Source organism: Acrocarpospora phusangensis (assembly GCF_016862995.1).
In the GTDB taxonomy this organism is placed as follows: domain Bacteria; phylum Actinomycetota; class Actinomycetes; order Streptosporangiales; family Streptosporangiaceae; genus Acrocarpospora; species Acrocarpospora phusangensis.
In genome coordinates this window covers 1-24,390 of sequence record NZ_BOOA01000064.1, presented here as the reverse complement: position 1 = coordinate 24,390, position 24,390 = coordinate 1, and the positions used below count along the sequence as shown (strand labels likewise).

Here is a 24,390-nt window from a genome sequence, read left to right as displayed (position 1 = left end):
GAGGAGTGATGAGTTACAGGTTAGGCGTCGATGTGGGTGGCACCTTCACCGACATTCTTCTCATCGACGAGGACAGCGGCCGATCCTTCCGCGCCAAGACCTCGTCGACCCCGCACGACCAGTCCGTGGGCGTGCTCACCGGGATCGGGAAGGTCTGCGCGGCCGCCTCGACCAGCCTGGAGTCGATCGGCCAGGTCATGCACGGGACCACCGTGGCCACCAACGCCATCCTGGAGGGCAAGGGCGCCAAGGTCGGCCTGGTGACCACGGCCGGGTTCCGGCAGGTCCTGCAGATCGCCCGCTCGTTCGTGCCGGGCGGCCTGGCCGGCTGGATCATCTGGCCCAAACCGGAACCCCTCGCCGCGCTGGAGCACACCGTCGAGGCGATCGAGCGGATCGGCGCCGACGGCGAGATCGTCACCCCGCTCGACGAGGACGACATCCGCGTCAAGCTGCGCGGCCTGCGCGCGGACGGCATCCAGGCGCTCGCCGTGTCGCTCATCAACTCCTACGTGGACGGCGCGCACGAGGCGCGGATCGCCGCGATCGCCGCCGAGGAACTCCCCGGCGTCCCGGTCTCCGTCTCCTCCAAGGTTCTGCCGGAACTGCGCGAGTACGAACGCACCATCACCTCGGTCGCCAACGGGTACGTGCAGCCGCAGGTCGCCCGCTACCTCGACAACATGATGCGGAAGCTGGACAAGCGGCTGTACATCCTGCGCAGCGACGGCGGCCTCGCCAGCGCTCCGGCGGCCGCCGCCAACCCGGTGTCGATGCTGCTGTCCGGCCCGGCCGGCGGGGTCAGCGGCGCGGTCTGGGCCGCCGCCCAGGCCGGGTACACCGACCTGCTCACCTTCGACATGGGCGGCACGTCCACCGACGTCGCGCTGGTGCAGGCGGGGGTGCCCAGGATCGGCAGGGAGACCCGGGTCGGCGATCTCACCGTGCGCTCCTCCTCGGTGGACGTGCGCACCGTCGGAGCCGGCGGCGGCTCCATCGCCCACGTGCCCGCGCTGACCAGGGCGCTGCGCGTCGGGCCGCAGTCCGCCGGCGCCGACCCCGGTCCCGCCGCGTACGGCAAGGGCGGCCGGGAGCCGACGGTCACCGACGCCAACGTGGTCCTCGGCTACCTGCCCGGCGAGCTGGCCGGCGGCGAGATCTCCCTGGACCGGGACGCCTCGCGGACCGCCGTCGCCGGCATCGCCGAGGCGATGGGCCTGCCCAGCGTGGAGGCCGCGGCCGCGGGCATCGTGGACATCGTCAACGAGAACATGTTCGGCGCCCTGCGCCTGGTCTCCGTGCAGCAGGGCTACGACCCGCGCGACTTCGCGCTCGTCGCGTTCGGCGGCGCCGGGCCGCTGCACGCCAACGCCCTCGGCCGCCTCACCGGGGCCTGGCCGGTCATCATCCCGCCCTCGCCCGGCGTGCTCTGCGCGTACGGCGACGCGACCACGAGCCTGCGCGACGAGGCGGCCCGCACGTACATCCGGCGCTTCTCCGAGCTCACCGACGGCGAACTGCGCGCCATCTTCGAGGAGCTGGCCGAGGCGGCGGCGTCCACCGTGGAGGCCGAGGGGGCCGCCCGGGACGAGCAGACCGTCACCTACCAGGTCGACATCCGCTACCACGGCCAGGGCTTCGAGATCTCCGTACCGGCTGGCATCGCCGCGTTCGACGGCGAGGGCGGCGGGCTGAAGGCCCTGGGCGCGGCCTTCGACGCCGAGCACGAACGCCTCTTCTCGTTCCTGCTGAAGAACGAGCACGAACTGGTCAGCGTCCGGGCCGCGGTGTCGGGGCCGCGCCCGCACGTGGCCGCCGTCACGCTGGCCCAGGGGACCGAGGATCCCGCCGCCGCGCTGCGCACGACCACCACCGTCTACGTCGGCGGCGAGCAGACCCGGGCCAACGTGTACGACCGCGGCAAGCTCCTGGCCGGCAACGTCGTCGCCGGCCCGGCCGTGGTCACCGAGATGGACTCCACCACGCTCGTCCTGCCCGGGCACGCGGCGACCGTGCACCCCAGCGGCAGCCTGCTGATCCGCCCCGTCGCAGAGGAGGCCTGACCGATGGCCGAGATCATCCAGACCACGACCGCCCGGCCGCAGCGCGTGCCCGTCGACCCGGTCACCCTCGACATCATCGAGAACGCCCTGCGCAACGCCCGGTACGAGATGGACGAGGTGCTCTTCCGCACCGCCCTGTCGCCCGGCATCCGCGAACAGCACGACGAGTTCCCGCTCATCGGCGACCCCGAGGGGCGCATGGTGGTCGGCCAGTTCGGCCTGTCCATCCCGGCGCTGCTGGACCGGTACGAGGGCACGATCGAGGACGGCGACGTCCTGCTTACCTCCGACCCGTACTCCTGCGACGGCGCGATCAGCCACGCCAACGACTGGCTCGTGGTGATGCCCATCTACGTCGAGGGCCGGATCGTGGGCTGGGCGTCGATGTTCGGGCACATGTCCGACGTCGGTGGCAAGACCGTCTGCTCCATGCCGACCGACGCGCGCACCATTTTCGAGGAGGGCGTCGTCATCCCTCCGTTCAAGCTGTACCACCGCGGGCAGCTCAACGAGGACGCGCTGCGCATCGTGCTGAACCAGGTCCGCCAGCCCGACTGGAACCGGGCCGACCTCAACGGCATCGTCGCCGCCTGCCGTACCGCGGCGCGGCGGATCCAGGAGCTCTGCGCGCGTTTCGGCGCCGACACGTACGTCTCCGCGCTCGACGCGCTGCTGGACCGCAACTACCAGGCCATGAAGGCGTTGCTGACGACGGTGTTCGAGGACGGCGAGACGATCAGTTTCTCCGACTACATCTGCGACGACGGGGTCGGCTTCGGCCCGTACAAGCTGACGCTGTCGCTCACCCGTACGGGGGAGAAGGTGCTGCTGGACTTCACCGGCAGCTCGCCGCAGTCGCCCGGGCCCATCAACTACTACCTCAACGAGAACCTCGCCCGGATGTTCTTCGGCATCTACATGATCACGGTCGCCGATCCGCAGATCCTGTGGAACGACGGCTTCTATCCGCTGATCGACGTGCACATCCCGGAGAAGTCCTTCTGGAAGCCGGACTTCCCGGCCGCGCTCAACGCCCGCAACCACGGCGTCGGGCGCATCTTCGACCTGTTCGGCGGCCTGCTCGGGCAGAAGAACCCGGACCTGCTCAACGCGGCCGGCTTCTCCTCCTCGCCGCACTTCATGTACTCCGGCACGTACGAGGACGGCGAACGCGCCGGCGAGTGGTTCCAGCTCTACTCGATCGGGTTCGGCGGCATCCCCGGCCGGCCGATCGGCGACGGCCCCGACGGGCACTCGCTGTGGCCGTCGTTCGTGAACATCCCGTGCGAGTACCTGGAGTCGTACTACCCGCTGCGGATCGAACGCTGGGAGACCGTGCCGGACACCGGCGGCGCCGGGCTGCACCGCGGCGGCAACGGCGTCGACGTGGCCTACCGGTTCCTCCAGCCGGGCACCATCGCCATCCACGACGACCGCTGGCTCACCTACCCGTGGGGTGTCAACGGCGGCGAGCCCGGGGCGCGTGGCCGCAAGTGGATCGACCGCGCCGACGGCAGCCGGGAGATCCTCCCGAGCAAGGTGCACGACGTGCACGTGGGCAAGGGCGACGTGCTGCACTTCGTCACCTGGGGCGGGGGCGGCTGGGGCGACCCGCTCGCCCGCGACCCGGAACTGGTCGCCCTGGAGGTCAGGCGCGGCCTGGTGAGCGCCGACGGCGCGCGGCGCTACGGCGTCGTCCTGCGCGAAGGCGCCGTGGACGCCGCCGCCACCGGCGAGCTTCGCGGCAGCCTGCGGGCCGGGCGGCCGGCCAAGCCGCCGGTGTTCAACATGGGGCCGCCGCTGGCCGAGATCCTGGCGAACTGCGAGGCGGAGACCGGTCTGCCCACCCCGCGAGTGCCGGCATGAACTCCGGCATGGACTCCGGCATAGAGGACGACTACGCCGCGGCCGGGTTCGGGCAGTCCCTGGACTGGGGCGCCCGGCCCGCCGTGCTCGTCATCGACATGGTCCGCGCGTACTTCCAGCCGGGCGCCGAGCTCTACATGGGCAGCCGGGACTGCCTCGACGCGGCCGCGCGGGTGGTCTCGGCCGCCCGCGCCGCGGGCGTCCCGGTCGTGCACACCCGGGTCGCGTACGGCCCCGGCGGCGTCGACGGCGGCCTCTTCTTCCGCAAGGTCGGCGCGCTGCGGCACTTCGTCACCGGCTCAGGAAGCGACCTCGGCGACATCATGCCGGAGGTCGCCCCACGTCTGGACGAACTCGTCATCACCAAGCAGTACGCGAGCGCGTTCTTCGGCACCTCGCTGAGCGCCACGCTCGCCTCCCAGGGCATCGACACGCTCGTCCTCTGCGGGGTGAGCACCAGCGGCTGCGTACGCGCCACCGCCGTCGACGCCATCTCGCACGGCTACGTGCCCATCGTGGTACGGCAGGCGGTCGGCGACCGCGATCCGGGCCCGCACGAGGCCAGCCTCTTCGACCTCGCCGCGAAGTACGCGGAGGTCTGGGACGAGGCGGCCGTCACGAAACGACTGACCCCGTGAAAACCGTCGAACGGTACGCGGTGCTCGTCGTCTGGGCCCTGGTCGTCGCGTTCTTCGCGTGGCGGTCCGACACGTTCGCCGCCACGTCCACCGTCCAGCTGATCCTCAGCACCCAGACCGTCATCCTCATCGCCACCCTCGGCGTCACGTTCTCCCTGGCGGTGCAGGAGTTCGACCTGTCCGTCGGCTCCGTCGTCGGCTTCGGCGGCTGCCTGCTCGCGGTGCTGGACGGCCGGGAGGGCTGGGCGCCCGGCCCGGCCATCGCCGTCACCCTGCTGGTCTGCGCGCTGTTCGGCGCGATCAACGCCGCGCTGTCGGTGCTGGCCGGCGTGCCGTCCATCATCGTCACCCTGGGCACCGGGACGCTGCTGGCCGGCATCACCCTCGGCGTCACCGAGTCCAAGGTCGTCACCGGCATCTCGGTCAAGACCGTGCAGTTCATGACCAGCCCGTTCCTGTTCGGCATCCCCGCGCCCTTCTACTGCGGGCTGGTCCTCTGCCTGGTCGCGTGGTTCGTGCTCCAGCACACCCCGCTGGGCCGGCGCATGATCTTCATCGCCGAGAACCGCGAGGTCGCCCGCCTGGCCGGTCTGCGGGTGAACCTCATCAGGGCCGGGGCGCTCGTCGTCACCGCCACCCTCAGCGGCCTGGCCGGGGTCGTGCTGGCCGGCACCAACAGCGCGGCCAACCCCCAGTCCGGCGCCTACTACCTGCTGCCCGCGTTCGCCGCGGCGTTCCTCGGCTCGACCACGATCGTGCCGGGCCGCTTCAACGCGTGGGGAGCCTTCGTCGCCGTCTACTTCCTGACCACCGGCATCACCGGCCTGCAGTACCTGGGCTACGCCGGCTGGCCGGAACAGGTCTTCTACGGCGGGTCGCTGGTCGCCGCCGTGACCCTGAGCCACCTGGCCGGCCATCGCCGGCTGCCCCGATTCGCCTGACCTTCATCTCGCCTGGATCTCAGGAGCCTGTTATGCCCCCCATGAAGAAGGCTGTGGTCGTGCTCGCCGCCGTCGCCCTGCTGGCCGCCGGATGCAGCGACGAGAGCACACCGGAATCCGCCGCCACCCCGAGCGCCGGACCCGTCGCCGCCGACGCGTCGGCCGGCGTCGCCGAAGCACAGAAGGCGGTGGACGAGTACCGCAGGCCACCCACCTGGCAGGGACCGTCGGACCCGGTCGCCATCGGCGGCCTGTCCGGCAAGAAGGTCACCTACATCAGCGTCTCCAACTCCATCCCGGTGCTCAAGTACTGGTCCGACAAGGTCACCGAACTGCTCCAGCAGCACGCCGGCGTGCAGCTCAACGTGGTCGACGCCAAGGGCTCCGTGGACGAGGCGAACAAGGGCTTCGAGCAGGCCATCGCCCAGAAGGCCGACGCGATCGTCTTCCTCGCCCTGCCCCCGTCGCTGTTCCAGCAGCAGATCACCCGGGCCAAGGCGGCCGGGATCAAGGTGATCAGCGCGCAGACCGGCATCCCCGGCAAGCTCGACGCCGGCCAGGACGCCGAGGTCACCTTCGACTACGTCAAGGTCGGCGAGATCATCGGGGACTGGGTGGTCGCCGACTCCCAGGGCACGGCCAAGGGCCTGGTCATCAGCTCCGACGACGTGCCGGCCTCGCAGCCGCAGGCGCAGGGCACGCTCAACGAGGTCAAGCGGCTCTGCCCGGCCTGCGACATGACCATGAAGGACGTGCAGATCCCGCAGTGGGAGACCTCCATCGGGCCGCTGTTCCAGACCACCGTCAACAGCGACCCGACCCGCACCTACCTGCTGCCGCTCTACGACGGCCAGGCGCTGCCCGGCCTCGGCGCCATCCGTACGGCCGGCGCCGGCGCCCGGGTGAAGGTCGGCGCGTTCAACGCCACCCCCGGCATCGTCGAGCAGCTCAAGGACCCGGCCAGCGGCCTGAAGCTGGAGGTCGGCGGGCACAACGAGTGGTGGGCGTACGCCTGCGCCGACCAGATCTTCCGGGTGCTGGCCGGGGCCACGCCGATCGAGAACTACCACGTCGGCCTGCGCATCTTCGACTCCACCAACGTCGCGGAGATCCAGGGCGAGGACGAGTTCGCCTGGTACGGCGCCACCGACTACCGCACCGAGTTCCCGGCGCTCTGGACCAAGAGCTGACATGCCGGCCTTGCTGGAGCTCTCCGGCCTGTCGAAGACCTTCGACGGCATCCGGGTGCTGCACGACGTCACGTTCTCCGTGGGGCCGGGGGAGATCCTCGGCCTCATCGGGGAGAACGGCAGCGGGAAGTCGACCCTGATCAAGATTCTCTCCGGGTACCACCCCGCGGACGGCGGCGCCCGGGTCGTGCTGGGCGGCCGGGACGTCACACACTCCCTCGGCGGTGGCCCGGCCCGCACCGGGATGGCCTTCATCCACCAGGATCTCGCGCTCGTCCCGTCCATGACCGTGCTGGAGAACCTGCGCATCGCGCGCTTCACCGGCTGGCGCGTCCGGTGGCGGCAGGAACGCGACCGCGTACGGAGGCACCTGAGCCAGGTCGGTCTCGACGTGCACCCGGACACCCGCGTCGGCGACCTCTCCGTCACCGAGAAGGCGCTGGTGGCGGTCGCCCGGGGGCTCGCCGACATCGAGGAGGGCGCCGAGCGCGGGCACCGGCTGCTGGTCCTCGACGAGCCGACCGCCTACCTGCCGCACGACGGCGTGCTGCGCCTCTTCGGCGTGCTCCGCGGCCTGGCCGCCGACGGCGCGTCCTGCGTGTTCGTGTCGCACCGCCTCGACGAGGTGCGCGACCTGTGCGACCGGGTCGCCGTCCTGCGCGGCGGCGAACTGGTCGCCGTCGTCGACGCGGCCGGCTCGACCGAGCGGGGCCTGCTGGAACTGATGCTCGGACGGTCGGCCGAGTCGCTCTACCCGGCCGTGGAGGAGCCGGCCGGCGCCGCGCTGCTGACGGTCGAAGGGCTGCGCGGCGGCGCGGTGGACGACCTGTCCTTCACCGCCAGGCCCGGCGAGATCATCGGCTTCGCCGGGCTCCCCGGCTCCGGCTACGACGAGGTGCCCTACCTCGTCACCGGGGCCGTCCCGTCCGGCGGCCGGATCGTCCTGGACGGCGCGGAGCTCCCGCCGCTCACCCCGCGCTCGGCCATCGCCCGCGGCCTGGCCCTGCTCCCGGCCGACCGGGCCCGATCCGGCGCCGCCCCGAACCTGACGGTACGGGAGAACCTGACACTGCCCACCCTGTCCCGATTCACCCGGCTGCGCTGGATCGTACGGCGCGGCCGGGAACGCCGGGTCGCGGCGGAACAGTCCGAACGCTTCGACATCTCACCCCGCCGGCCGGAGTCGGCGCTGCGCTACCTGTCCGGCGGCAACCAGCAGAAGGTCATGCTGGCCAAGTGGCTGCTCGGCGCCCCCAAGGTCCTGGCCCTGCACGAGCCGACCCAGGGCGTCGACGTCGGCGCCAAGCGGGAGATCTTCGCGCAGCTGTCCGCGGCGGCCGCGTCCGGGGCGGTGGTCCTGATGTCCACGGTGGAACACGAGGACCTCGCCCACCTCTGCGCCCGGGTCCACGTCCTCCGCGCCGGTCGCTGCGTCCGCATCATCGAGAAGCCCGAACTCACCCCCAGACGCCTCGCCGAGGCGGTGTACGCAATTGCGGTCAGCGGGCCGAGCCCCTGAGGGGGAGGGACCACACGTAGGCGAAGCCCGCGCCTGCCTGGTGGTCGAAGGTGTCGCCGGCTTCGTAGGTGGCGAGGGAGTCGCTGTAGCGGGAGTTGGGGGAGCGGCGGCTGACCACGCTCAGGGTTCCCTTGTAGAGCTCCAGGGTGACCTCGCCGGTGACCTGCGGCTGCAACGTCGAGATGAAGCCGTCCAGGGCGCGGCGCAGGTCGGAGAACCAGTAGCCGTAGTAGGCGAGTTCGGCGTAGCGGTGGGCCAGGCCCTGCTTGTAGTGGAGGGTCTCGCGGTCGAGGATGATCGCTTCCAGTTCCTCGTGGGCGGCCATCAGCACGGTCGCGGCGGGCGCCTCGTAGATGCCCCGGGTCTTGAAGCCCACGACGCGGCTCTCCACGATGTCGACGCGGCCCACGCCGTGGCGGGCGGCGATCCCGGTCAGGGCGCTCACCAGCTCGGCCAGGTCCAGTTTGTCGCCGTTGAGGGAGACCGGCGCGCCGCCCTCGAAGCCCACCGTGACCTGTTCGGCCTGGTCGGGGGCGGCCTTGGGGTCGGCGGTCAGCTGCCAGGCGTGGCCGGGCGGCGGCTGGTGGATGTCGTCCAGCTCACCGCACTCGATGCTGGTGCCCCAGATGTTGGTGTCGATGCTGTACGGCTTCTCCTTGCTCACCGACACGTCGATGCCGTGCTCCGTCGCGTACGCGATCTCCGCTTCGCGGCTGGTCAGCTCCCAGTCGATGACCGGCGCGAGCACCCGGAGCCGGGGGTCGAGGGCCGTCACGCTGGTGTAGAAGCGCACCTGGTCGTTGCCCTTGCCGGTGGCGCCGTGGGCGACGGCGTCGGCGCCCTCGGCGTGGGCGATCTCCACCATGCGCTGCGCGATCAACGGCCGGGACAGGGGTGCGGCCAGCAGGTACTTGTTCTCGTAGCGTGCGTGCGCCTGCAGGGCGGGGAGCGCGAAATCGGTCAGGTACCGGTCGGTGAGCGGCTCCAAGTACACGCTGGACGCGCCCGTGCGCAGGGCCCGCTCCTTCACGGTCTCCAGCGACTCCAACTGGCCGATGTCCGCGCAGAACGCGATGATCTCCGCGTCGTACCGCCGCTTGAGCCAGTGCAGGGCCACGGACGTGTCGAGACCGCCCGAGTAAGCCAGAACGATCTTCATGACAGGCCTCCGTTAAGGGTGGGAAGGATACGGTCGAGGGCCTTGCCGAGGTCGGCTCCGCCGGCGACCTCGCGGGCGGCGTCGAAGGCGGCCGCCTGGGCGTCGCCGATCCTCCGCCGGGTCTCGTCGAGCCAGGCGGCGTGCCCGGCCACGGCCTCGTTCAGTTCGTCGCGTACGGCGCCGACGCTCGCCGGTGACGTGCCGCCGGGACTGACGTACCCGGCGACCGCGTTCCGCGGCGCGAAGATCCTGGCGAGCACGGGTTCGGCCACGGGATGCCCGAGCCCGGCGAGGATCTCCGCCCCGGCCGCCGTGTCCCGCAGCGTCGCCCCCCGCTTGAGCAGGGCCGAGACGAGCGCGCCGCTGACGTGGTGCGCCTCGCGGAAGGCCAGGCCCCGCTCGGCGACCAGGTGGTTGGCCAGTTCCGTGGCCGTGGAGAAGTTGTCCCAGCACAGCTCCTCGCCGCGGGCGCTGTCGAACCGCAGCCCCCGGGTCTGCCCGGCCGTGATGCGCAGGGTGGACAGGTAGGCGTCGATGGCGTGCCACAGATACGGCTTGTCCTCCTGGAGGTCGCAGCTGTATCCGAGGGTCACGCCCTTGGCCATGGTGAGCAGCTGGACCAGGGTGCCGGCCGTACGTCCCGCGCGTCCCCTGGCCAGTTCGGCCACGACCGGGTTCTTCTTCTGCGGCATGATCGAACTGCCGGTGGCGTACGCGTCGGACACCTCGACCAGGCTGTACTCGTGCCCGCTCCACATGACGACCTCCTCGGCCATGCGGGAGAGGGTGTTGCCGCCGATCGCGAAGGCCGCGGCGCTCTCGATCAGGTAGTCGCGGGCGCTGGTGGCGTCCAGCGCGTGGCTGAGCACGCGCCCGAAGCCGAGCAGCCGGGCGGTCAGCTCGCGGTCGAGCGGGAAGGACGTCCCGGCGAGCGCGCACGCGCCCAGCGGCGACTCGTCGGTCCGGCCGAACGCGTCGCGCAGCCGCCGTACGTCCCGGAGCAGCATGCTCGCGTGCGCGGTCTTCCAGAACGCGACGGAGATCGGCTGCGCGGCCTGGCTGTGGGTGTAGCCGGGCAGGATCGCCAGCAGCTCCTCCTCGGGGAAGGCCAGCAGCACGCCGATCAGGTCCAGGTTCGCCGCGACCGCGTCGAGCTGGACCCGGCGCAGGTACATGCGGGTGTCGGTGGACACCTGGTCGTTGCGGGAGCGCGCGGTCTGCAGGTGGCCGCCGATCTCGCGCCCGAGCTCCTCGATGACCATCTGCTCGATGTTGAAGTGCACGTCCTCCAGCTCGGGGCGGAGCCGCAGCTCCCCGCGTTCGTTCTGCTCCCACAGCTGGAGCAGCGAGCCGAGCAGGGCCCGCGCGACCTCGCCGGGGACGATCCCGCCGGCGCCCAGCATCAGCACGTGCGCGATGTCCTGCCACAGGTCCGCGAAGACGAGCCGTACGTCCACGTCCACGGTGAGGGTGTAGTCCAGGACATCCTGCGTGATGTCCTCGTCGAAGCGGCCGCCCCATAACTTGTCGGTCAACTGCCCGTCCCCTTTGATCGTAGAATCCCGGGGCCCTGACCAGCGTTATTCACTTCCGGGGACGGTCATTGTCATTCATGTTATTAATTCCCCGAAAATGGCACGACTGATTCAGAAACGCAATGTCGGCTGCAATCCCCGTTTGAATCGGTCCGGTGACGCCTGCATAATCCCCCGGCAATGTGTCCTGGTCAATAGACGATCGGTAAATTCTTGATGTTCGCCGGCGTCCTGCTCCGGGCCGTGCGGCGGTCGGCGGGGATGCGATCTCCCCGGTGAACACGCTCTCTCACCTGGGCGGCAAACCCCTCGCCGGGCCTCCGATCGGAGCTTTCGGAGGCCTCAGGGCTCTGAATCTTTCAGTCAATGCGGTAGTTTTATGGGAAAAACGTATCGTGTGTCCGATTCGGTTGCCATCGCGTCCTCCGAGGCCCGGTCGAGGCTCGCGCGGAATGCATACATGAAATTTTAAAGGTATTCAAGGCCCTATTCCGACCTCTGGCAATAATAACGAAAGGGTATCATGGGCTTGTTAGCCCGCGATCGCTCGTGTTCTGCTGTGGCACGGGAAATGATAGTGCCGGGCGATCACATAGGTGATCCGGACATTATCCTCGGCGCGACCGGAGCGAAGCTCGGACCACAATGGTCCATGTCAATCCGGGTTCTTACGCACAGTTCGGCGAGTGGATGCCACGGAAATCCGTCAAGGCGCGTCCACGCGTTCGGCGTGCGGTTCGCCGATGCCCGGTGAGACGGTTCGACGCCGCGTACGGCTCACGCTGAGCCATGCGTGCCGTCCTCACGACCCGGCGTCATCGAGCACGGTTGACGATCTGGGAGGCTGTGTGCACACCAAGGACGGCGACGCCGAAGTTCCCCCCTACTCTCTGTGCGCCGCGCTGGCCGAGTCGTTACGGGCCGGCGGCGCTCGTGTCGCCGTACGGGCCGGCGTTTCCGAACTGACCTACCGCCAGCTGGAGGAACGGGCCCAGCGGGTCGCCTCGCGGATCGGGCCGGAGGGCCGGACAGAGGGCCGGACAGAGGGCCGGACGGTGGTGGCGGTCATGCTGCCCCGGGGCGAGGAGCTGGTGGTCTCGCTGCTCGGCGTCCTGCTGTCCGGCGCCGCCTTCCTGCCGGTCGATCCGCAGCTGCCCGTCGAGCGGAGGCTGCGCGTGCTCGCCGCCGCCGACCTGTGCCTCACCGACCCGGCGGGCGCCGCCGTGGCCGAGCGGGCCGGGGTGCCGCTGGTCCCCGAAACGGGGGAGGGGGGCTTCACCGTCCCGCACGCCGAACAGCTCGCCTACGTGCTGTTCACCTCCGGCACGACGGGAACGCAGAAGGCCGTCGAGATCCCGCATCGCGCGCTCGGCGCGCACGCCGCCGCCATGCGGGCCGCCTACGCGCTGACCGCCGAGGACCGGGTCCTCCAGTTCGCGGCCATCGGCTTCGACGTGGCCTTCGAGGAGATCTTCCCGGCGCTGCTGGCCGGGGCCACCCTCGTGCTCGCGCCCACGTCGGCGATCACCACCGAGGAACTGACCGGGGTGCTCGACCGGGAGCGGATCACGGTCGCCAACCTCCCCACGCCCTACTGGGAACAGTGGGTACGCGACCTCGATCAGGGCGCCGGCGCGGTGCCGCCGTGGCTGCGGCTGCTGGTCGTCGGCAGCGACATGGGCCGGGCCGCCACGCTGGCCGCCTGGCGGCGGTTCAGCCAGGTCGAGACGGTCAACGCGTACGGGCTGACCGAGACGACGATCACCTCGACGACCCACGCGCTGAGCGCGGCCGACGCGGAGGGGTCGGTCCTGCCGGTCGGCACCGCCATCCGGGGGACCGAGGTGCACGTGCTCGACGAGAACCTGGACCCGGTTCCGGCCGGTACGCCCGGTGAGGTCCACATCGGCGGGCAGGGCGTGGCGCTCGCCTACCGCGGCGACCCCCGGCTCACGGCGGACCGGTTCATTCCCGATGCCCGGTCGGGCAGGCCCGGAGCGCGGCTCTACCGCACCGGCGATCGAGGCGTCCTCGACGCCGGCGGCGTGCTGCGCATCCTCGGCCGGGCCGACGACCTGGTGAAGATCCGCGGGCAGCGCGTGCACCCCCAGGAGGTCGTCCGGCACCTGAGCGCCCACCCCGAGATCTCCGCCGCCCACGTCCGCGCGGAGACCGACGGCGACACCCGTCTGATCGCCTACGTCGTGCCGGTCGACTCGCACAGTGTGCCCACCGCCGGTCAGCTCCGCGACCATCTGGCGGCCTCGCTTCCGGCGGGGCACATCCCCAGCCGTTTCGTCGTCCTCGACGCCCTCCCGCTGCTGCCCAACGGCAAGATCGACGCGGCGGCGCTGCCCAAGTCGCAGCTGTGGCAGCGGGCCGACGACGTGCCGTTCCGCCCGCCGGCGACCGCCACCGAGATCGAGCTGGCCGCGTTGTGGAGCCGGACGTTGCGCGTCGAGCGGATCGGCGTCGACGACTCCTTCTTCGACCTCGGCGGGCACTCCCTGGCGGCCGTGCAGATCGGCAACCGGATCCGGGGACGCTGGGGGGCCGAGATCACGGTGGCCGACCTGATGGCGCATCCGACGATCGCGCTGCTGGCCGCGTTCGTGGATCAGGGCGGCGGGTCCGTCTCGGCGCTGCCGCCGATGGAGCGCGGCGGGGACGACGACCGGGTGCCGCTGACCGCGCAGCAGCAGCAGGTCTGGTTCCTCAACCGGCTGGCCCCCGGCAACATCGCCTACCACGCGCAGACGACGATGCGGGTGGTCGGTGACCTCGACCTCGACGCGTTGCAGCGCGCGGTCGACGTCATCACCGCGCGTCAGTCGATCTTCCGGACCACCTTCCACGACGACGACGGGGTGCCGTTCCAGCGCGTACACGCGGAAGGGCCGATGCCGGTCGAACTCGTCGACCTGTCCCATCTGCCGGAGTCCGAGCACCGCGCCCGGGTGGAAGAGCTGGTCGTCCGTGACATGACCACGCCGTTCGACCTCGCCCGGCTGCCCCTGGTGCGCTGGACGGTGGTCCGGCTCGGCCCCGCCACGCACGAGATCATCCTGGTCGAGCACCACTTCGTGCACGACGGCTGGTCCTTCGGGCTGCTCATGCGGGAACTGCGCGCGGCCTACACCGCCGAGGTCACCGGGCAGCGCTCAGAACTGCCGGAGATCCGGTTCCAGTACGCCGACTACGCGCGCTGGCAGGAGAAGGCCCTGGCCGGAGAGGGCATGCGCCACAAGCGGGACCACTGGGCCGCCACCTTGGACGGAAGCCCCCCGGCGGTGTCCCTGCCCACCACCAAACCCCGTTCCAGGCCACAGCGGTTCGACGGCGGCATGGTACGGCTGGAGGTGCCGGCGCGCACCGTGGGGGCGCTCAGGGAACTCGCCAGAACCCACCACACCACGCTCTTCAGCGCCATGCTCACCGGCTTCTACGCCACCCTGTGGCGCTACACCCGGCAGGACGACCTCGCGGTCGGCTCCGCGTTCGGTAACCGCCAGCCGGCCGAGACCGAGGACGTCATCGGCATGTTCGTCAACGCGGTCGTGCTCCGCTGCGACGCGGGCGGCGACCCCACCTTCGCGGAACTCCTGCGCCGCGGCAGCGAGACCGTACGGGCGGCCACGGCCAACCAGGAGTTCCCCTTCGTGGAGCTCGTCCGCGCCCTCAACCCGGACCGGGACCCGGCCAACAACCCCTACTTCCAGGTCATGTTCAGCGCCAACGACGCCCGCATGCCCGACCTGGAACTGCCGGGCTGCTCGGCGACGGTCTACGAGCGCGACAACGGCTCGGCGAAGGTCGACCTCAACGTGGTCGTCATTCCGCGAGCCGAGGCGGAACCGGGCGCGGACGGCCGTTTCGACGGGCGGGTCACCCTGCTGTGGGAGTACAACAGCGACCTGTTCGCCCGGGAGTTCATCGCCGAGGTGGCCGACTGCTACCTGCACCTGCTCGCCACCATGGCGGCCGACCCGGGGGCGCGGCTCAGCCAGGTGGACCTGGTCAGCCCGCGGAGCCGGGACCGGCTGCTCGCCCTGGGCACGGGACGGCCCGCCGAACCCGCGGCGGCGTTCGCCGACCTGTTCGCCCAGGCGGTCGCCCGCACCCCGGACGCGCCCGCGATCAGCACGATCGACGGGACGCTGAGTTACGCGGAGACCGCCGGGCGGGCGGGGGCGGTCGCCCGGCTGCTCGACGGGGCCGGCTCCGACGCGCCGATCGGCCTCCTGATGCGGCGCACGCCGGCGGCGCTGACCTCGCTGCTGGGCGTGCTGCTGTCCGGGCGGGGGTACCTGCCGCTGGATCCGGCGCATCCGGCGGACCGCATCGCGTACATGCTCGGGGACTCGGGGGCGCGCCAGGTCCTGGTCGAGCCCGAGACGGCCTGCCTGCTGCCGCCGGGGGAGTGGGAGGCGCTGGACGTCAGCGAACTCCAGCCCGCCGACCTCCCGTTCCGGCCCGCGCATCCCGCCTCGACCGCCTGGGTCATGTACACCTCCGGCAGCACCGGCCGCCCCAAGGGCGTCCGCGTGACGCACGCCAACCTCGACTACTTCGTCCGCTGGACGCTCGCGGAGACTCCCGAAGGGCTGATGGCGCGCACGCTCGCCGCCACCGCGCTGACCTTCGACGTCTCCGTCCACGAGATCCTGCCGACGCTGGCGGCCGGCGGCACGATCGTGCTCGTGGACGACCTGTTCGCGCTGCGGTCACTCCCCGAACGCCTGATCCCGACGCAGGCCAACGCCGTCGGCAGCATGCTGGCCGAACTCCTGCGCGACACCGCCGTCCCGGCGGGCGTGCGCTCGGTCAACTTCGTCGGCGAGGCCGGCACCGAACCGCTCGTACGGACCCTCGAGGAAGCCGGCGTGCCGATGGTGCGCAACCTCTACGGCCCGACCGAGACGACCGTGTTCGTCACCGGCGGCCCCGTGACCGCCGACCCCGGCCGCCCCTGGCCGCTCGGCGAGCCCGGACCCGGCGTCGAGGCCCACGTCCTGGACCCGGACGGGCACCTGCTGCCGCGCGGCGTCGAAGGCGAACTCGCCGTCGGCGGCGACTGCGTCACCGACGGCTACCTCGGCCGCGCCCGCCTCACCGCCGAACGATTCGTCCCCGACCCCCACAGCGCACGCCCGGGTGGACGCCTGTATCTGACCGGCGACCGCGCCCGCTGGGCCCTGGACGGCAGGCTCGAATACCTCGGCAGGCGCGACCACCAGGTCAAGATCCGCGGCCTGCGCATCGAACTCGGCGAGATCGAGCAGGTGCTCGGCGCCCACCCGGCCGTCGCCGCCGCCTACGTCGTGGTACGCGGCGAGGCCCCCGCGCAGACCCTCGTCGCGTACGTGCGCCCCGCCACCGCCGAACCCCCCACGCCGCAGGATCTCGCCGCGCACGCCGCGCGCAAACTGCCCTCCGGCCTGGTGCCGCGCGCGTACGTGGTCCTCGACGAGATCCCGCTCACCACATCGGGCAAGATCGACCGCGCCCGCCTGCCGGAACCTTCCCACGATCCCGTACCCGACGACCCCGGCGAGGACACGGGGGACACGGGGGACACGGGGGACACGGGGGACGCGGCCGGGCGGAGTGAGCTGGAGCGGACCATGAGCGGCATCTGGGCGGAGGTCCTCAACGTGCCCGAGGTGAAGCGGCACGACAACCTGTTCCTGCTGGGCGGGCACTCGCTCGCCGTCCTCCGCATCCATCACCGTGTCAAGGAGTCCACCGGCCTGGACCTCCCGGTCGCCGACTTCTTCGCCCACCCCACGGTCGCCGAACTGGTCGGCCGACTCGCCGCCGAAGAGGTCCCGGCATGAGCGGCGGGCGCGCGCCGCTGACCCCGGCGCAGCTCGGCCTCTGGTTCGGCGAACAGTGGGAGCGGGAAGTCCAGCCGGACGGCGGGGCGGCGCTCTACCACATCAACACCTCCCTGCGGATCCGCGGCCCGCTCGACGCCGGCCTCCTGCACCGGGCGCTGACGGCCCTGCTCGACCGGCACACGATCCTGCGCTGCCACGTCGTCCCGGGCGAGCAGGCCGTGCTGGAGGACTCCGGGCCGGTCGTGCTCGCGATGCCGGTGGTGGACTTCTCGCACTCGCCGCACACCGCCCGGGAGATGGCGGAGGCCAGGCTCGCCACCGAGGTGGGCAGGCCGTTCGACCTGTCCCGGGGCCCGCTGCTGCGGGCGGTCCTGGTGCGGCTGTCCGCCGAGGAGCACGTGCTGGTCCTGGTGGTGCACCACCTGGTGTGCGACGGGCTGTCGCTGCGGGTGCTCTACCGCGACCTCGGGCTGCTCTACAACGGGATGGCGGAGGTGCTTCCCGCTCCCGCGTCCTGGTTCGGGCGGGACACCGGCGCGCCGCCCGGCCATGAGGAGGCCCTGCGCTACTGGGAGGACCTGCTGCGGGACGCCCCCGAGGTCCTCGACCTGCCGGCGGACCGGCCGCGGCCGGAAGGCGGCGGCAGCGCGGGCAGCGCGTTGCGCCGGGAGGTCCCGCCGGAGGTGTGGCAGCGGCTGCTCGCCGCGTGCGGGCGGTGGCGGGTCACGCCGTACATGGTGGTGCTGGCCGCGTACGCGGTGCTGCTGGCCCGGCTGACCGGGCAGCGGGACCTGGTGATCGGCTCGCCGTCGTCGGGGCGGGCGTCGATGGACGACGTGGACACCGTCGGCATGTTCGTCACCACGCTCCCGCTGCGGCTGCGCGTCGGCCCGGCCGACACCGTACGGGACCTGCTCGACCAGGTCCGCGGCCGGGTGCTGGAGGCGATGCGGTACGGCGTCGCCGGCTTCGAGGAGCTGGTCGACCGGCTGGGGGTGGCGCGCTCGACCGCGTACGCGCCGATCGTGCAGACGGTGTGCGGCCTCGACCAGCTGGACGTGGTCACCCCCGGGTTCGGGGACGGCGTCACGGCCGAACGCATGCCGACACCCTGCACGAACGCCAAGTTCGAACTCGGCCTCGGGGTGGAGGTCACCGCCCGGGGCGTGATCGCCGACTGGGAGTACCGCACCGACCTGTTCGACGAGAGCACCGTGGCGGCGCTGGCCGGGGCGTACCTGGCCGTGCTGGAGTCGCTGGTGGACGGCGAGGACGACCGGCTGGCGCGCGACCTGGACGCGGGCGGCGGCGGAAGCCTCCTCTACGGACCGGTACGGGCCGACCGGCCGGTGCTCCCGACCCGGGTTCCCGTGACCGTGCAGTTCGCCGCGCGGGCCGCCGAAACCCCGGACGCGGTCGCGGCCCGCACCCACCACGGCGACGAGTACACCTTCCGAGAACTGGACCAGCGGGCCAGGAGGCTGGCCGCGCGCCTCCGCGCCGCGGGCGCGGGACCGGACGACACCGTGCTGCTCGCCCTGCCCCGCGGCATCGGCTGGGTGATCGCCGTCCTCGGCACCTGGTACGCGGGCGCCGCCGTCGTCCCCCTCGATCTGACCCTGCCCGACCAGCGGCTCCGCGCGATGGCGGCCGCCGCCGACGTCCGCCTCGGGCTGGTCGAGTCGCCCGAGGCCGTCAAGGACATCACCGAACGTCTCGACACGGACACCACCGGCCTGGCCTGGCTCGACCTGGGCGGCCCCGACGACGGCCCCGATGGCCCCGACGGCGAGGAACCCACGACGCTGCTCAACTCGCTCGCGTACGTGTTGTTCACCTCGGGTTCGACCGGGCTGCCCAAACCGGTCGCGGTCGCCCACGAGGCGCTCGCCTTCTACGCCAGCATCTTCGCCGAACGGCTGGAGATCACCGCCGACGACGTGTTCCTCCAGTTCTCCGCGCTCACCTTCGACGTCTGCTTCGAGGAGACCGTGCCCGTCTGGTGCTCCGGCGGGGGAGTGCTGCTCCTGGCGGACAACAAGATCGCCCCGGTGGATCTGGAGCGGGTGCTGGCCGACGGCGGCGGCACCCTGGCCGACTTCACCAGCTCCTACTGGGCCGAATGGGCCCGCGACCTGGAACGCCGCCCCCGCGCGCTGCCGCCGAGCCTGCGCCTGGTGGTGATCGGCGCGGAAGCGGGGTACGTGGCCGACCTCAAACGCTGGTCCGACCGCACCCACGTGCCGGTGGTCAACGCGTACGGGCTGACCGAGACGCTCATCACCTCGATCACCCACACCGGCTCGGTGGACGACGGCCGGCTCGGACCCGTCGTCCCCATCGGCCTGCCCATGCGCGGCATGCGCGGCTACGTGCTCGACGCCGAGATGTGGCCGGTCGCGCCGGGCCTGGCGGGCGAACTGTACGTCGCGGGACCGGCCATCGCCCGCGACTACCTGGGCCTGCCCGCCGCCACCGCGCAACGATTCCTGCCCGACCCGTTCTGCGACGTCCCGGGCGCGCGCATGTACCGCACCGGGGACCGGGCCAAGGTCGACACCGACGGCGTGCTGCGCTTCGTCGGCCGGGTCGACGGCCAGATCAAGGTACGCGGCCACCGGGTCGAGCTCCGCGAGGTCGAGGTGGCCATCGCGGCCCACCCCGACGTCGAGGAGGTGGTCGTCCGCGCCGCCCGCACCGACGGCTCCCACGAGCTGATCGCCTACGTGATCGCCCGCCCCGGCGGCACCCTCGACCTCGGCGGCCTCCGCCGGTTCCTGGTCGAACGCATCCCGAGCTACCAGGTGCCCGCCCACCTGATCGAACTACCCGAACTCCCGCGTACGGCCGGCGGCAAACTCGTGCCGAGCGCCCTGCCGCAACCGAACCGGGACCACCGGGGTCAGGGACCGGCCCCTGAGGCCGCGCCCCTGGACGACGGGGAGACCGCGCTGCTGCGCATCTGGCAGGAGGTGCTCGGACGCCGGGACGTCACGGCCGACGACAACTTCTTCACCGCCGGCGGCAACTCCATCTCCAGCATCCGCGTGGTCTCCCTGGCCAGAGCCGCCGGGATGCCCTTCACCGTCCGCGACGTGTTCGCCCACCAGACCGTACGCGAACTGGCCGCCGCGTTCGGCCGTACCTGGACGCCGGAAGTGAGCCGGCCCGAGGCGGCAGCCTCCCGGGGATTCCGCCTGCCCGACACCGCCCATCTCGGCATCGACGGCGTGAACTGGTCGGCGCTGCTGGCCTCCCTGCTCGACGCCGAGCGCATCGAACCGGCCGGGCCGATGCAGCGCTGGGGCCTCAACCGGCTACGGCACCATCCCCGGCCCGGCATGTACCGGGTCTACGAGGCGTTCGACGTCAGCGGCACCGACGTCGACGTGGACCTGCTCATCCTCGCGTGGAACGCCCTGGTCGAACACCATCCGGCGCTGCGCACCTCGCTCCACACCCTCGACGGCAACGACCTCCAGGTCGTGCACCGCAACGCCGCGCTGCGCGTACACCGGCAGAACCTCGGCCCGGCGGACGTGGTCGCGGCCGTCAACCGGCACCTGGCGGCCATCCGGAGCACCCCCATGGACCCCCTGCGCCGCTGCCAGGTCGAACTCACCGTGTTCGACACCGGGCCAGGCTCCGCCTACCTGGTGTGGGACTACTCCTACCTCAACCTGGACGGCTGGTCCTTCTCGGCCCTGCTGCGCGACCTGTTCGACCTGCACGACGGCTTCCGCTCCGGCGAACCGGTCACCCTGGCCGCCCGCCCGGATCCCGGAGTGATCGCCCGCTGGTGGCAGGAACGCGACCTCGCCGCCGCCCGCTCCTACTGGAACCGCAGGCTCGCCGGGGTGACGCCCAGGCTGGTCGCCGGCGGTCTGGGCCCAGGCTCGCACGACGGCGGCGCGACCCATGCCGACCAGCGTGCCTGGCTGCCCGCCGAACGCACCACGCTGCTCAACCGGCGGGCCGCCGAAGCGGGCCTGACCCTGCACACCCTGATGCAGGGCGCGTACGCGATCGCGCTCGGCCACGCCCTCGGCGGCGGCGACCTCGTCTTCGGCACCGTCGTCTCGGGCCGCGCCAGCGCGGTCGGGGGCGCGGTCGGCGGCGCGGAGGACATCGTGGGCTGCGTCAACAACCGCCTGCCCTGCCGGGTCGTGCTCGATCCCGGCGCCACCGGCCTCGACTGGCTGCGCGGACTCCAGCACGAGCACGCCGAGGCGACGCGCTTCGAATACGTCTCCCCGCTCGACGTCCAGCGCTGGTGCGGCGTCGAGGACGCCGACCGGCTCTACGACTCCGAGATCGTCGTCGAGAACTTCCCGTTCGACGGACGGCTCCAGTCCCGCCTCGCCGGCTGGAACCCGATCGCCAACGGCGCGGCCGGGGACGAGACCCTGCGGCTGGTCGTCTGGCCCGACCCCGCCCTGCTGCTGAAGGTCAGCTACTACCGCGAACTGGTGTCCGACGAACGCGCGGTCGAACTGCTGCACCACGTCAGAGACGTGCTCGACGCCTGGGCGGACGGCCTGGACCGGCCGGTCGCCGACCTGTCGCCCGTAACACGCGCACCCCACTGACAGATCGTTAGGAGTGTCATGACCGACGCCACCCACTACCGCGTCGTACGCAACGACGAGGACCAGTACTCGATCTGGCCCGTGGGGCGCGAGCTGCCCCTCGGCTGGAGCGAGGAAGGCACCGTGGGCGACCGCGAGACCTGCCTCGACCGGATCGAGCAGCTGTGGACCGACATGCGCCCGCGCTCTCTGCGGGAGCACCTGGCCGCCGGCTGAGCCGGCACCGACGAGAACCGACGGAGAAAGGGACACCCCCCATATGGACAGCAAGGCCATGCCCGTCGAGGGCAGGCGCAGTCTCTGGCGGCACCGGGACTTCACCCTGCTGTGGGCGGCCCAGACGGTCAGCCAGATCGGCTCGCAGATCACCTTCTTCGCCATCCCGGTGATCGCGCTGACCGTGCTCGACGCGTCCACGACCCAGGTCGGCCTCCTCGTGGCCGCGGAGACCCTGCCGTTCCTGCTGGTCTCGCTGCCCGCCGGGGTGTGGGTCGACCGCTGGGACCGGCGCCGCACCCTCATCTTCACCGACGTCGGGCGCATGGTCGTGCTGGCGGCCCTGCCGCTCGCCTTCCTGTTCGATCTGCTGAGCATTCCGCTGATGCTGGTCGTCGGCCTGCTGGTCGGAATCCAGACGGTGTTCTTCGACATCGCGGATCAGGCGTACCTGCCGTCGGTGGTCGACACCGAGGACATTCCCGCGGGTAACACGCGGCTGGAGGTGTCCAGGTCCATCGCGTACCTGGGCGGGCCGAGTTTCGGCGGCCTGCTCCTCCAGGTGCTGCTCGCGCCGCTCGTGCTGCTGATCAACGTGTTCAGCTACCTGCTGTCGGCCGTGCTGATCAGCCAGATCAGGCATCGTCCCGACCCGACGCCGAAACCCGCCACCCGGCGGAACATGGCCGCCGAGATCGGGGAGGGGCTGCGGTTCGTCTTCGGGAACCGTACGCTGCGGGCGATCGCCATGTGCACCGGGCTGATGAACCTGATCGGGCTCGGGGGAGCGCTGAGCGCGCTGCTGGTCGTGTTCGCGCTCAACGACCTCGACCTGTCGGCCGGCACGCTCGGGCTCATCCTCACCCTGGGCAACGCGGGCGCCCTGCTCGGCGCCTTCGTCAACGCCTGGGTGGTCAGGACGCTGGGTCTCGGCGCGACGCTGATCGGCGCGGCGCTGCTGGCGGTGCTGCCGATCCTGCTCATCGCCTCGGCCGGGCCGGGCCTCGGCTCGCTGCTCATCTCCGTCGCCATCGGGATCCAGCTGGCGGGGATCTCGGTCTACAACATCAACCAGATCAGCCTGCGGCAGGCGATCACCCCGACCGAGCTGCAGGGCCGGATGAACGCGTCCATGAGGTTCGCGGTGTGGGGCACGCTCCCGCTCGGCGCGGCCATCGGCGGCGCGCTCGGCGACGCCTTCGGGGTGCGGCCGATGTTGTGGGCGCTCGGCTTCGTGGCGGTCCTGGTGTGCCTGCCGCTGCTGCTCACCCGCGAGATCAGGACCCTGCGCACGGGCCCGGCGGAGACGGCGTAACCCTCCGGCAGGCCCCGCTTCACCAACGGAAAGGACAGAGGGCGTGCGACTTGTCTTCATGGGGTACCAGACGTGGGGTCACCGGGTCCTGGAGGCCCTGCTGACGTCGGAGCACGAGGTCCCGCTCGTGATCACCCATCCCACCAGCGACCACGCGTACGAGACCATCTGGAACGACTCGGTCGCCGACCTCGCGGCTGAACACGGCATCCCCGTGCTGGAACGCCGGTACGCCAACGACGACGAGGTCGCCGAACGCCTGCGCGAGCTGGAGCCCGACCTGCTGGTCTCCTCCGACTGGCGCACCTGGGTGGCGCCGCGCATCTACGGCCTCGCCAAGCACGGCGCGATCAACATCCATGACGCGCTGCTGCCCCGCTACGGGGGGTTCGCGCCGCTCAACTGGGCTCTGATCAACGGGGAGCGCGAAGTTGGCGTCACCGTGCACTTCATGAACGAGAACTTCGACCTCGGCGACATCGTGCTCCAGCGCCAGGTCCCGGTCGGGGACGACGACACCGTCACCGACCTGTTCCACAAGACGATCAGACTGTTCGCGCCGATGACCCTGGAGGCCATCGACCTCATCGACTCCGGGCGTACGGACTGGGTCAAGCAGGACCCGGCCGGCGCCACGTTCTTCCACAAACGGTCGGCCGAGGACAGCAGGATCCTCTGGACCTGGCCGGCGAAGGACATCGTGAACCTCGTACGGGCGCAGGTGGATCCGTATCCCAACGCGTTCGCGTACTTCAACGGAGAGCGGGTGCGGATCCTGGCCGCGTCGGTGTCGAAACTCCGTCTCGGCGGCACGCCGGGACGGGTGTTCCGCCCGGACGGGGACGGCGTGGCGATCGTCTGTGGTCCGGGGGCGCGCAACGGCACCGAGTTCGGGGTGGTGCTGCGGCGGATCCGCACCGACGACGGGCGGGAGCATCGCGCGGCCGAGTTCTTCCGCACGATGGGCGGCTACCTCACCAGCCATCCGTGATCACGGGCCCGTGCTGGTCCGGGTGCGCGTGTGCGCACCCGGACGTGATCAGTAGCGTTCCGCCAGGTTCGAGTTGATCTCCGTGAGGACCAGGGTCGCGTCGGTGTAGCGGATCAGGTTCCCCAGGGTCGGGGGCTGGGCCAGCGTGGCCTGGACGTAGCGGACGGCGTCGCCCACCGTCCCCAGCCCCAGCCGCTGGATCGTGATCGTCTGCACCTCGGTGCCCGCGTTGATCCTGCGGGTCGCCAGGTTGAGGGTGGTGGCCAGGAGTTCGGCCCGGAGCGTACGAGGCTGGGTGACCGGCAGGAAGAACACGGCCGAGGCCTCGGACTGGGACAGCGCGCCGTTGGCGGCGGAGTTGTCCGCGCCGTCGAAGCGGGTGTCGGTGGCCTGCACCCGGGCCAGCGCCTCCGCCGTGCGCAGGTTCGGGCTCAGCGCCCACACCGTGGAGAGCAGCGGCTGCCGGCTCGGCGCGACCGCGGTGATCGAGGTCTGCGCGTTGCCGGTCACCGGGGCGAAGGTGCAGCC

14 protein-coding genes are annotated in these 24,390 nt (G+C 71.5%); 11 read left to right on the top strand and 3 right to left on the bottom strand.

Annotated features, from left to right (window positions below; all coding sequences use genetic code 11):
• Positions 1 to 8: 8 nt before the first annotated feature.
• The 6 genes from Aph01nite_RS30365 to Aph01nite_RS30340 are packed head-to-tail and all read left to right on the top strand — an operon-like array spanning position 9 to position 8,217.
• Positions 9 to 2,063 carry a hydantoinase/oxoprolinase family protein gene (locus Aph01nite_RS30365; RefSeq protein WP_204044460.1) on the top strand — a complete coding sequence of 685 codons (2,055 nt, stop codon included), beginning with the start codon at positions 9 to 11 and terminating at the stop codon, positions 2,061 to 2,063.
• A gap of 3 nt (positions 2,064 to 2,066) precedes the next feature.
• A complete protein-coding gene (locus tag Aph01nite_RS30360; protein WP_204044459.1) occupies positions 2,067 to 3,929 on the top strand; it encodes a hydantoinase B/oxoprolinase family protein in 1,863 nt (620 codons plus the stop codon).
• Positions 3,926 to 4,567, top strand: a complete 642-nt coding sequence (locus tag Aph01nite_RS30355; protein WP_239162099.1) for an isochorismatase family protein — start codon at positions 3,926 to 3,928, stop codon at positions 4,565 to 4,567. Before Aph01nite_RS30360 ends, Aph01nite_RS30355 begins: the two co-directional genes overlap by 4 nt.
• A complete protein-coding gene (locus Aph01nite_RS30350; protein WP_204044458.1) occupies positions 4,564 to 5,508 on the top strand; it encodes an ABC transporter permease in 945 nt (314 codons plus the stop codon). The genes Aph01nite_RS30355 and Aph01nite_RS30350 overlap by 4 nt, the downstream gene beginning before the upstream one ends.
• 41 nt (positions 5,509 to 5,549) lie before the next feature.
• Complete coding sequence (locus Aph01nite_RS30345; protein WP_204044457.1) at positions 5,550 to 6,698, top strand: sugar ABC transporter substrate-binding protein; 1,149 nt, start codon at positions 5,550 to 5,552, stop codon at positions 6,696 to 6,698.
• Position 6,699: 1 nt separating this feature from the next.
• Entirely contained in the window at positions 6,700 to 8,217 is a 1,518-nt protein-coding gene (locus tag Aph01nite_RS30340) for a sugar ABC transporter ATP-binding protein (RefSeq protein WP_204044456.1), read from the top strand.
• Here Aph01nite_RS30340 and Aph01nite_RS30335 read toward each other — a convergent pair.
• Positions 8,198 to 9,376 carry an argininosuccinate synthase gene (locus Aph01nite_RS30335; RefSeq protein WP_204044455.1) on the bottom strand — a complete coding sequence of 393 codons (1,179 nt, stop codon included), beginning with the start codon at positions 9,374 to 9,376 and terminating at the stop codon, positions 8,198 to 8,200. The genes Aph01nite_RS30340 and Aph01nite_RS30335 overlap by 20 nt on opposite strands.
• Positions 9,373 to 10,911: an argininosuccinate lyase gene (argH, locus tag Aph01nite_RS30330; RefSeq protein WP_204044454.1), complete on the bottom strand. Its 1,539-nt coding sequence runs from the start codon at positions 10,909 to 10,911 to the stop codon at positions 9,373 to 9,375. Before argH ends, Aph01nite_RS30335 begins: the two co-directional genes overlap by 4 nt.
• A gap of 848 nt (positions 10,912 to 11,759) precedes the next feature.
• On the opposite strand from argH, the gene Aph01nite_RS30325 reads away from it, so the two are divergent.
• From Aph01nite_RS30325 to Aph01nite_RS30305, 5 genes are read left to right on the top strand one after another with little or no spacing between them, the layout of a single operon-like run.
• A complete protein-coding gene (locus Aph01nite_RS30325; RefSeq protein WP_204044453.1) occupies positions 11,760 to 16,748 on the top strand; it encodes a non-ribosomal peptide synthetase in 4,989 nt (1,662 codons plus the stop codon).
• The gene (locus Aph01nite_RS30320; RefSeq protein ID WP_204044452.1) at positions 16,745 to 21,340 is read left to right on the top strand and encodes a non-ribosomal peptide synthetase; all 4,596 of its coding nucleotides are present in this window, start codon (positions 16,745 to 16,747) and stop codon (positions 21,338 to 21,340) included. The genes Aph01nite_RS30325 and Aph01nite_RS30320 overlap by 4 nt, the downstream gene beginning before the upstream one ends.
• Positions 21,341 to 21,358: 18 nt before the next feature.
• Positions 21,359 to 21,556: an MbtH family protein gene (locus Aph01nite_RS30315; protein ID WP_204044451.1), complete on the top strand. Its 198-nt coding sequence runs from the start codon at positions 21,359 to 21,361 to the stop codon at positions 21,554 to 21,556.
• A gap of 43 nt (positions 21,557 to 21,599) precedes the next feature.
• A complete protein-coding gene (locus tag Aph01nite_RS30310; RefSeq protein ID WP_204044450.1) occupies positions 21,600 to 22,871 on the top strand; it encodes an MFS transporter in 1,272 nt (423 codons plus the stop codon).
• Positions 22,872 to 22,914: 43 nt separating this feature from the next.
• Complete coding sequence (locus tag Aph01nite_RS30305; protein ID WP_204044449.1) at positions 22,915 to 23,862, top strand: methionyl-tRNA formyltransferase; 948 nt, start codon at positions 22,915 to 22,917, stop codon at positions 23,860 to 23,862.
• A 48-nt stretch (positions 23,863 to 23,910) separates the two neighbouring features.
• On the opposite strand, the gene Aph01nite_RS30300 is transcribed toward Aph01nite_RS30305, so the two are convergent.
• Positions 23,911 to 24,390, bottom strand: a 480-nt coding sequence (locus tag Aph01nite_RS30300; protein ID WP_204044448.1) for a hypothetical protein, incomplete at its 5' end; no start/stop codon positions are given.

What these genes read in the sequence shown, in the direction of transcription:
- Aph01nite_RS30365 (WP_204044460.1), top strand. Translation starts at nt 9, where the DNA reads ATGAGTTACAGGTTAGGCGTCGATGTGGGTGGCACCTTCACCGACATT.
- Aph01nite_RS30320 (WP_204044452.1), top strand. Translation starts at nt 16,745, where the DNA reads ATGAGCGGCGGGCGCGCGCCGCTGACCCCGGCGCAGCTCGGCCTCTGG.
- Aph01nite_RS30355 (WP_239162099.1), top strand. Translation starts at nt 3,926, where the DNA reads ATGAACTCCGGCATGGACTCCGGCATAGAGGACGACTACGCCGCGGCC.
- Aph01nite_RS30340 (WP_204044456.1), top strand. Translation starts at nt 6,700, where the DNA reads ATGCCGGCCTTGCTGGAGCTCTCCGGCCTGTCGAAGACCTTCGACGGC.
- Aph01nite_RS30310 (WP_204044450.1), top strand. Translation starts at nt 21,600, where the DNA reads ATGGACAGCAAGGCCATGCCCGTCGAGGGCAGGCGCAGTCTCTGGCGG.
- Aph01nite_RS30335 (WP_204044455.1), bottom strand. Translation starts at nt 9,376, where the DNA reads ATGAAGATCGTTCTGGCTTACTCGGGCGGTCTCGACACGTCCGTGGCC.
- Aph01nite_RS30315 (WP_204044451.1), top strand. Translation starts at nt 21,359, where the DNA reads ATGACCGACGCCACCCACTACCGCGTCGTACGCAACGACGAGGACCAG.
- Aph01nite_RS30360 (WP_204044459.1), top strand. Translation starts at nt 2,067, where the DNA reads ATGGCCGAGATCATCCAGACCACGACCGCCCGGCCGCAGCGCGTGCCC.
- Aph01nite_RS30345 (WP_204044457.1), top strand. Translation starts at nt 5,550, where the DNA reads ATGAAGAAGGCTGTGGTCGTGCTCGCCGCCGTCGCCCTGCTGGCCGCC.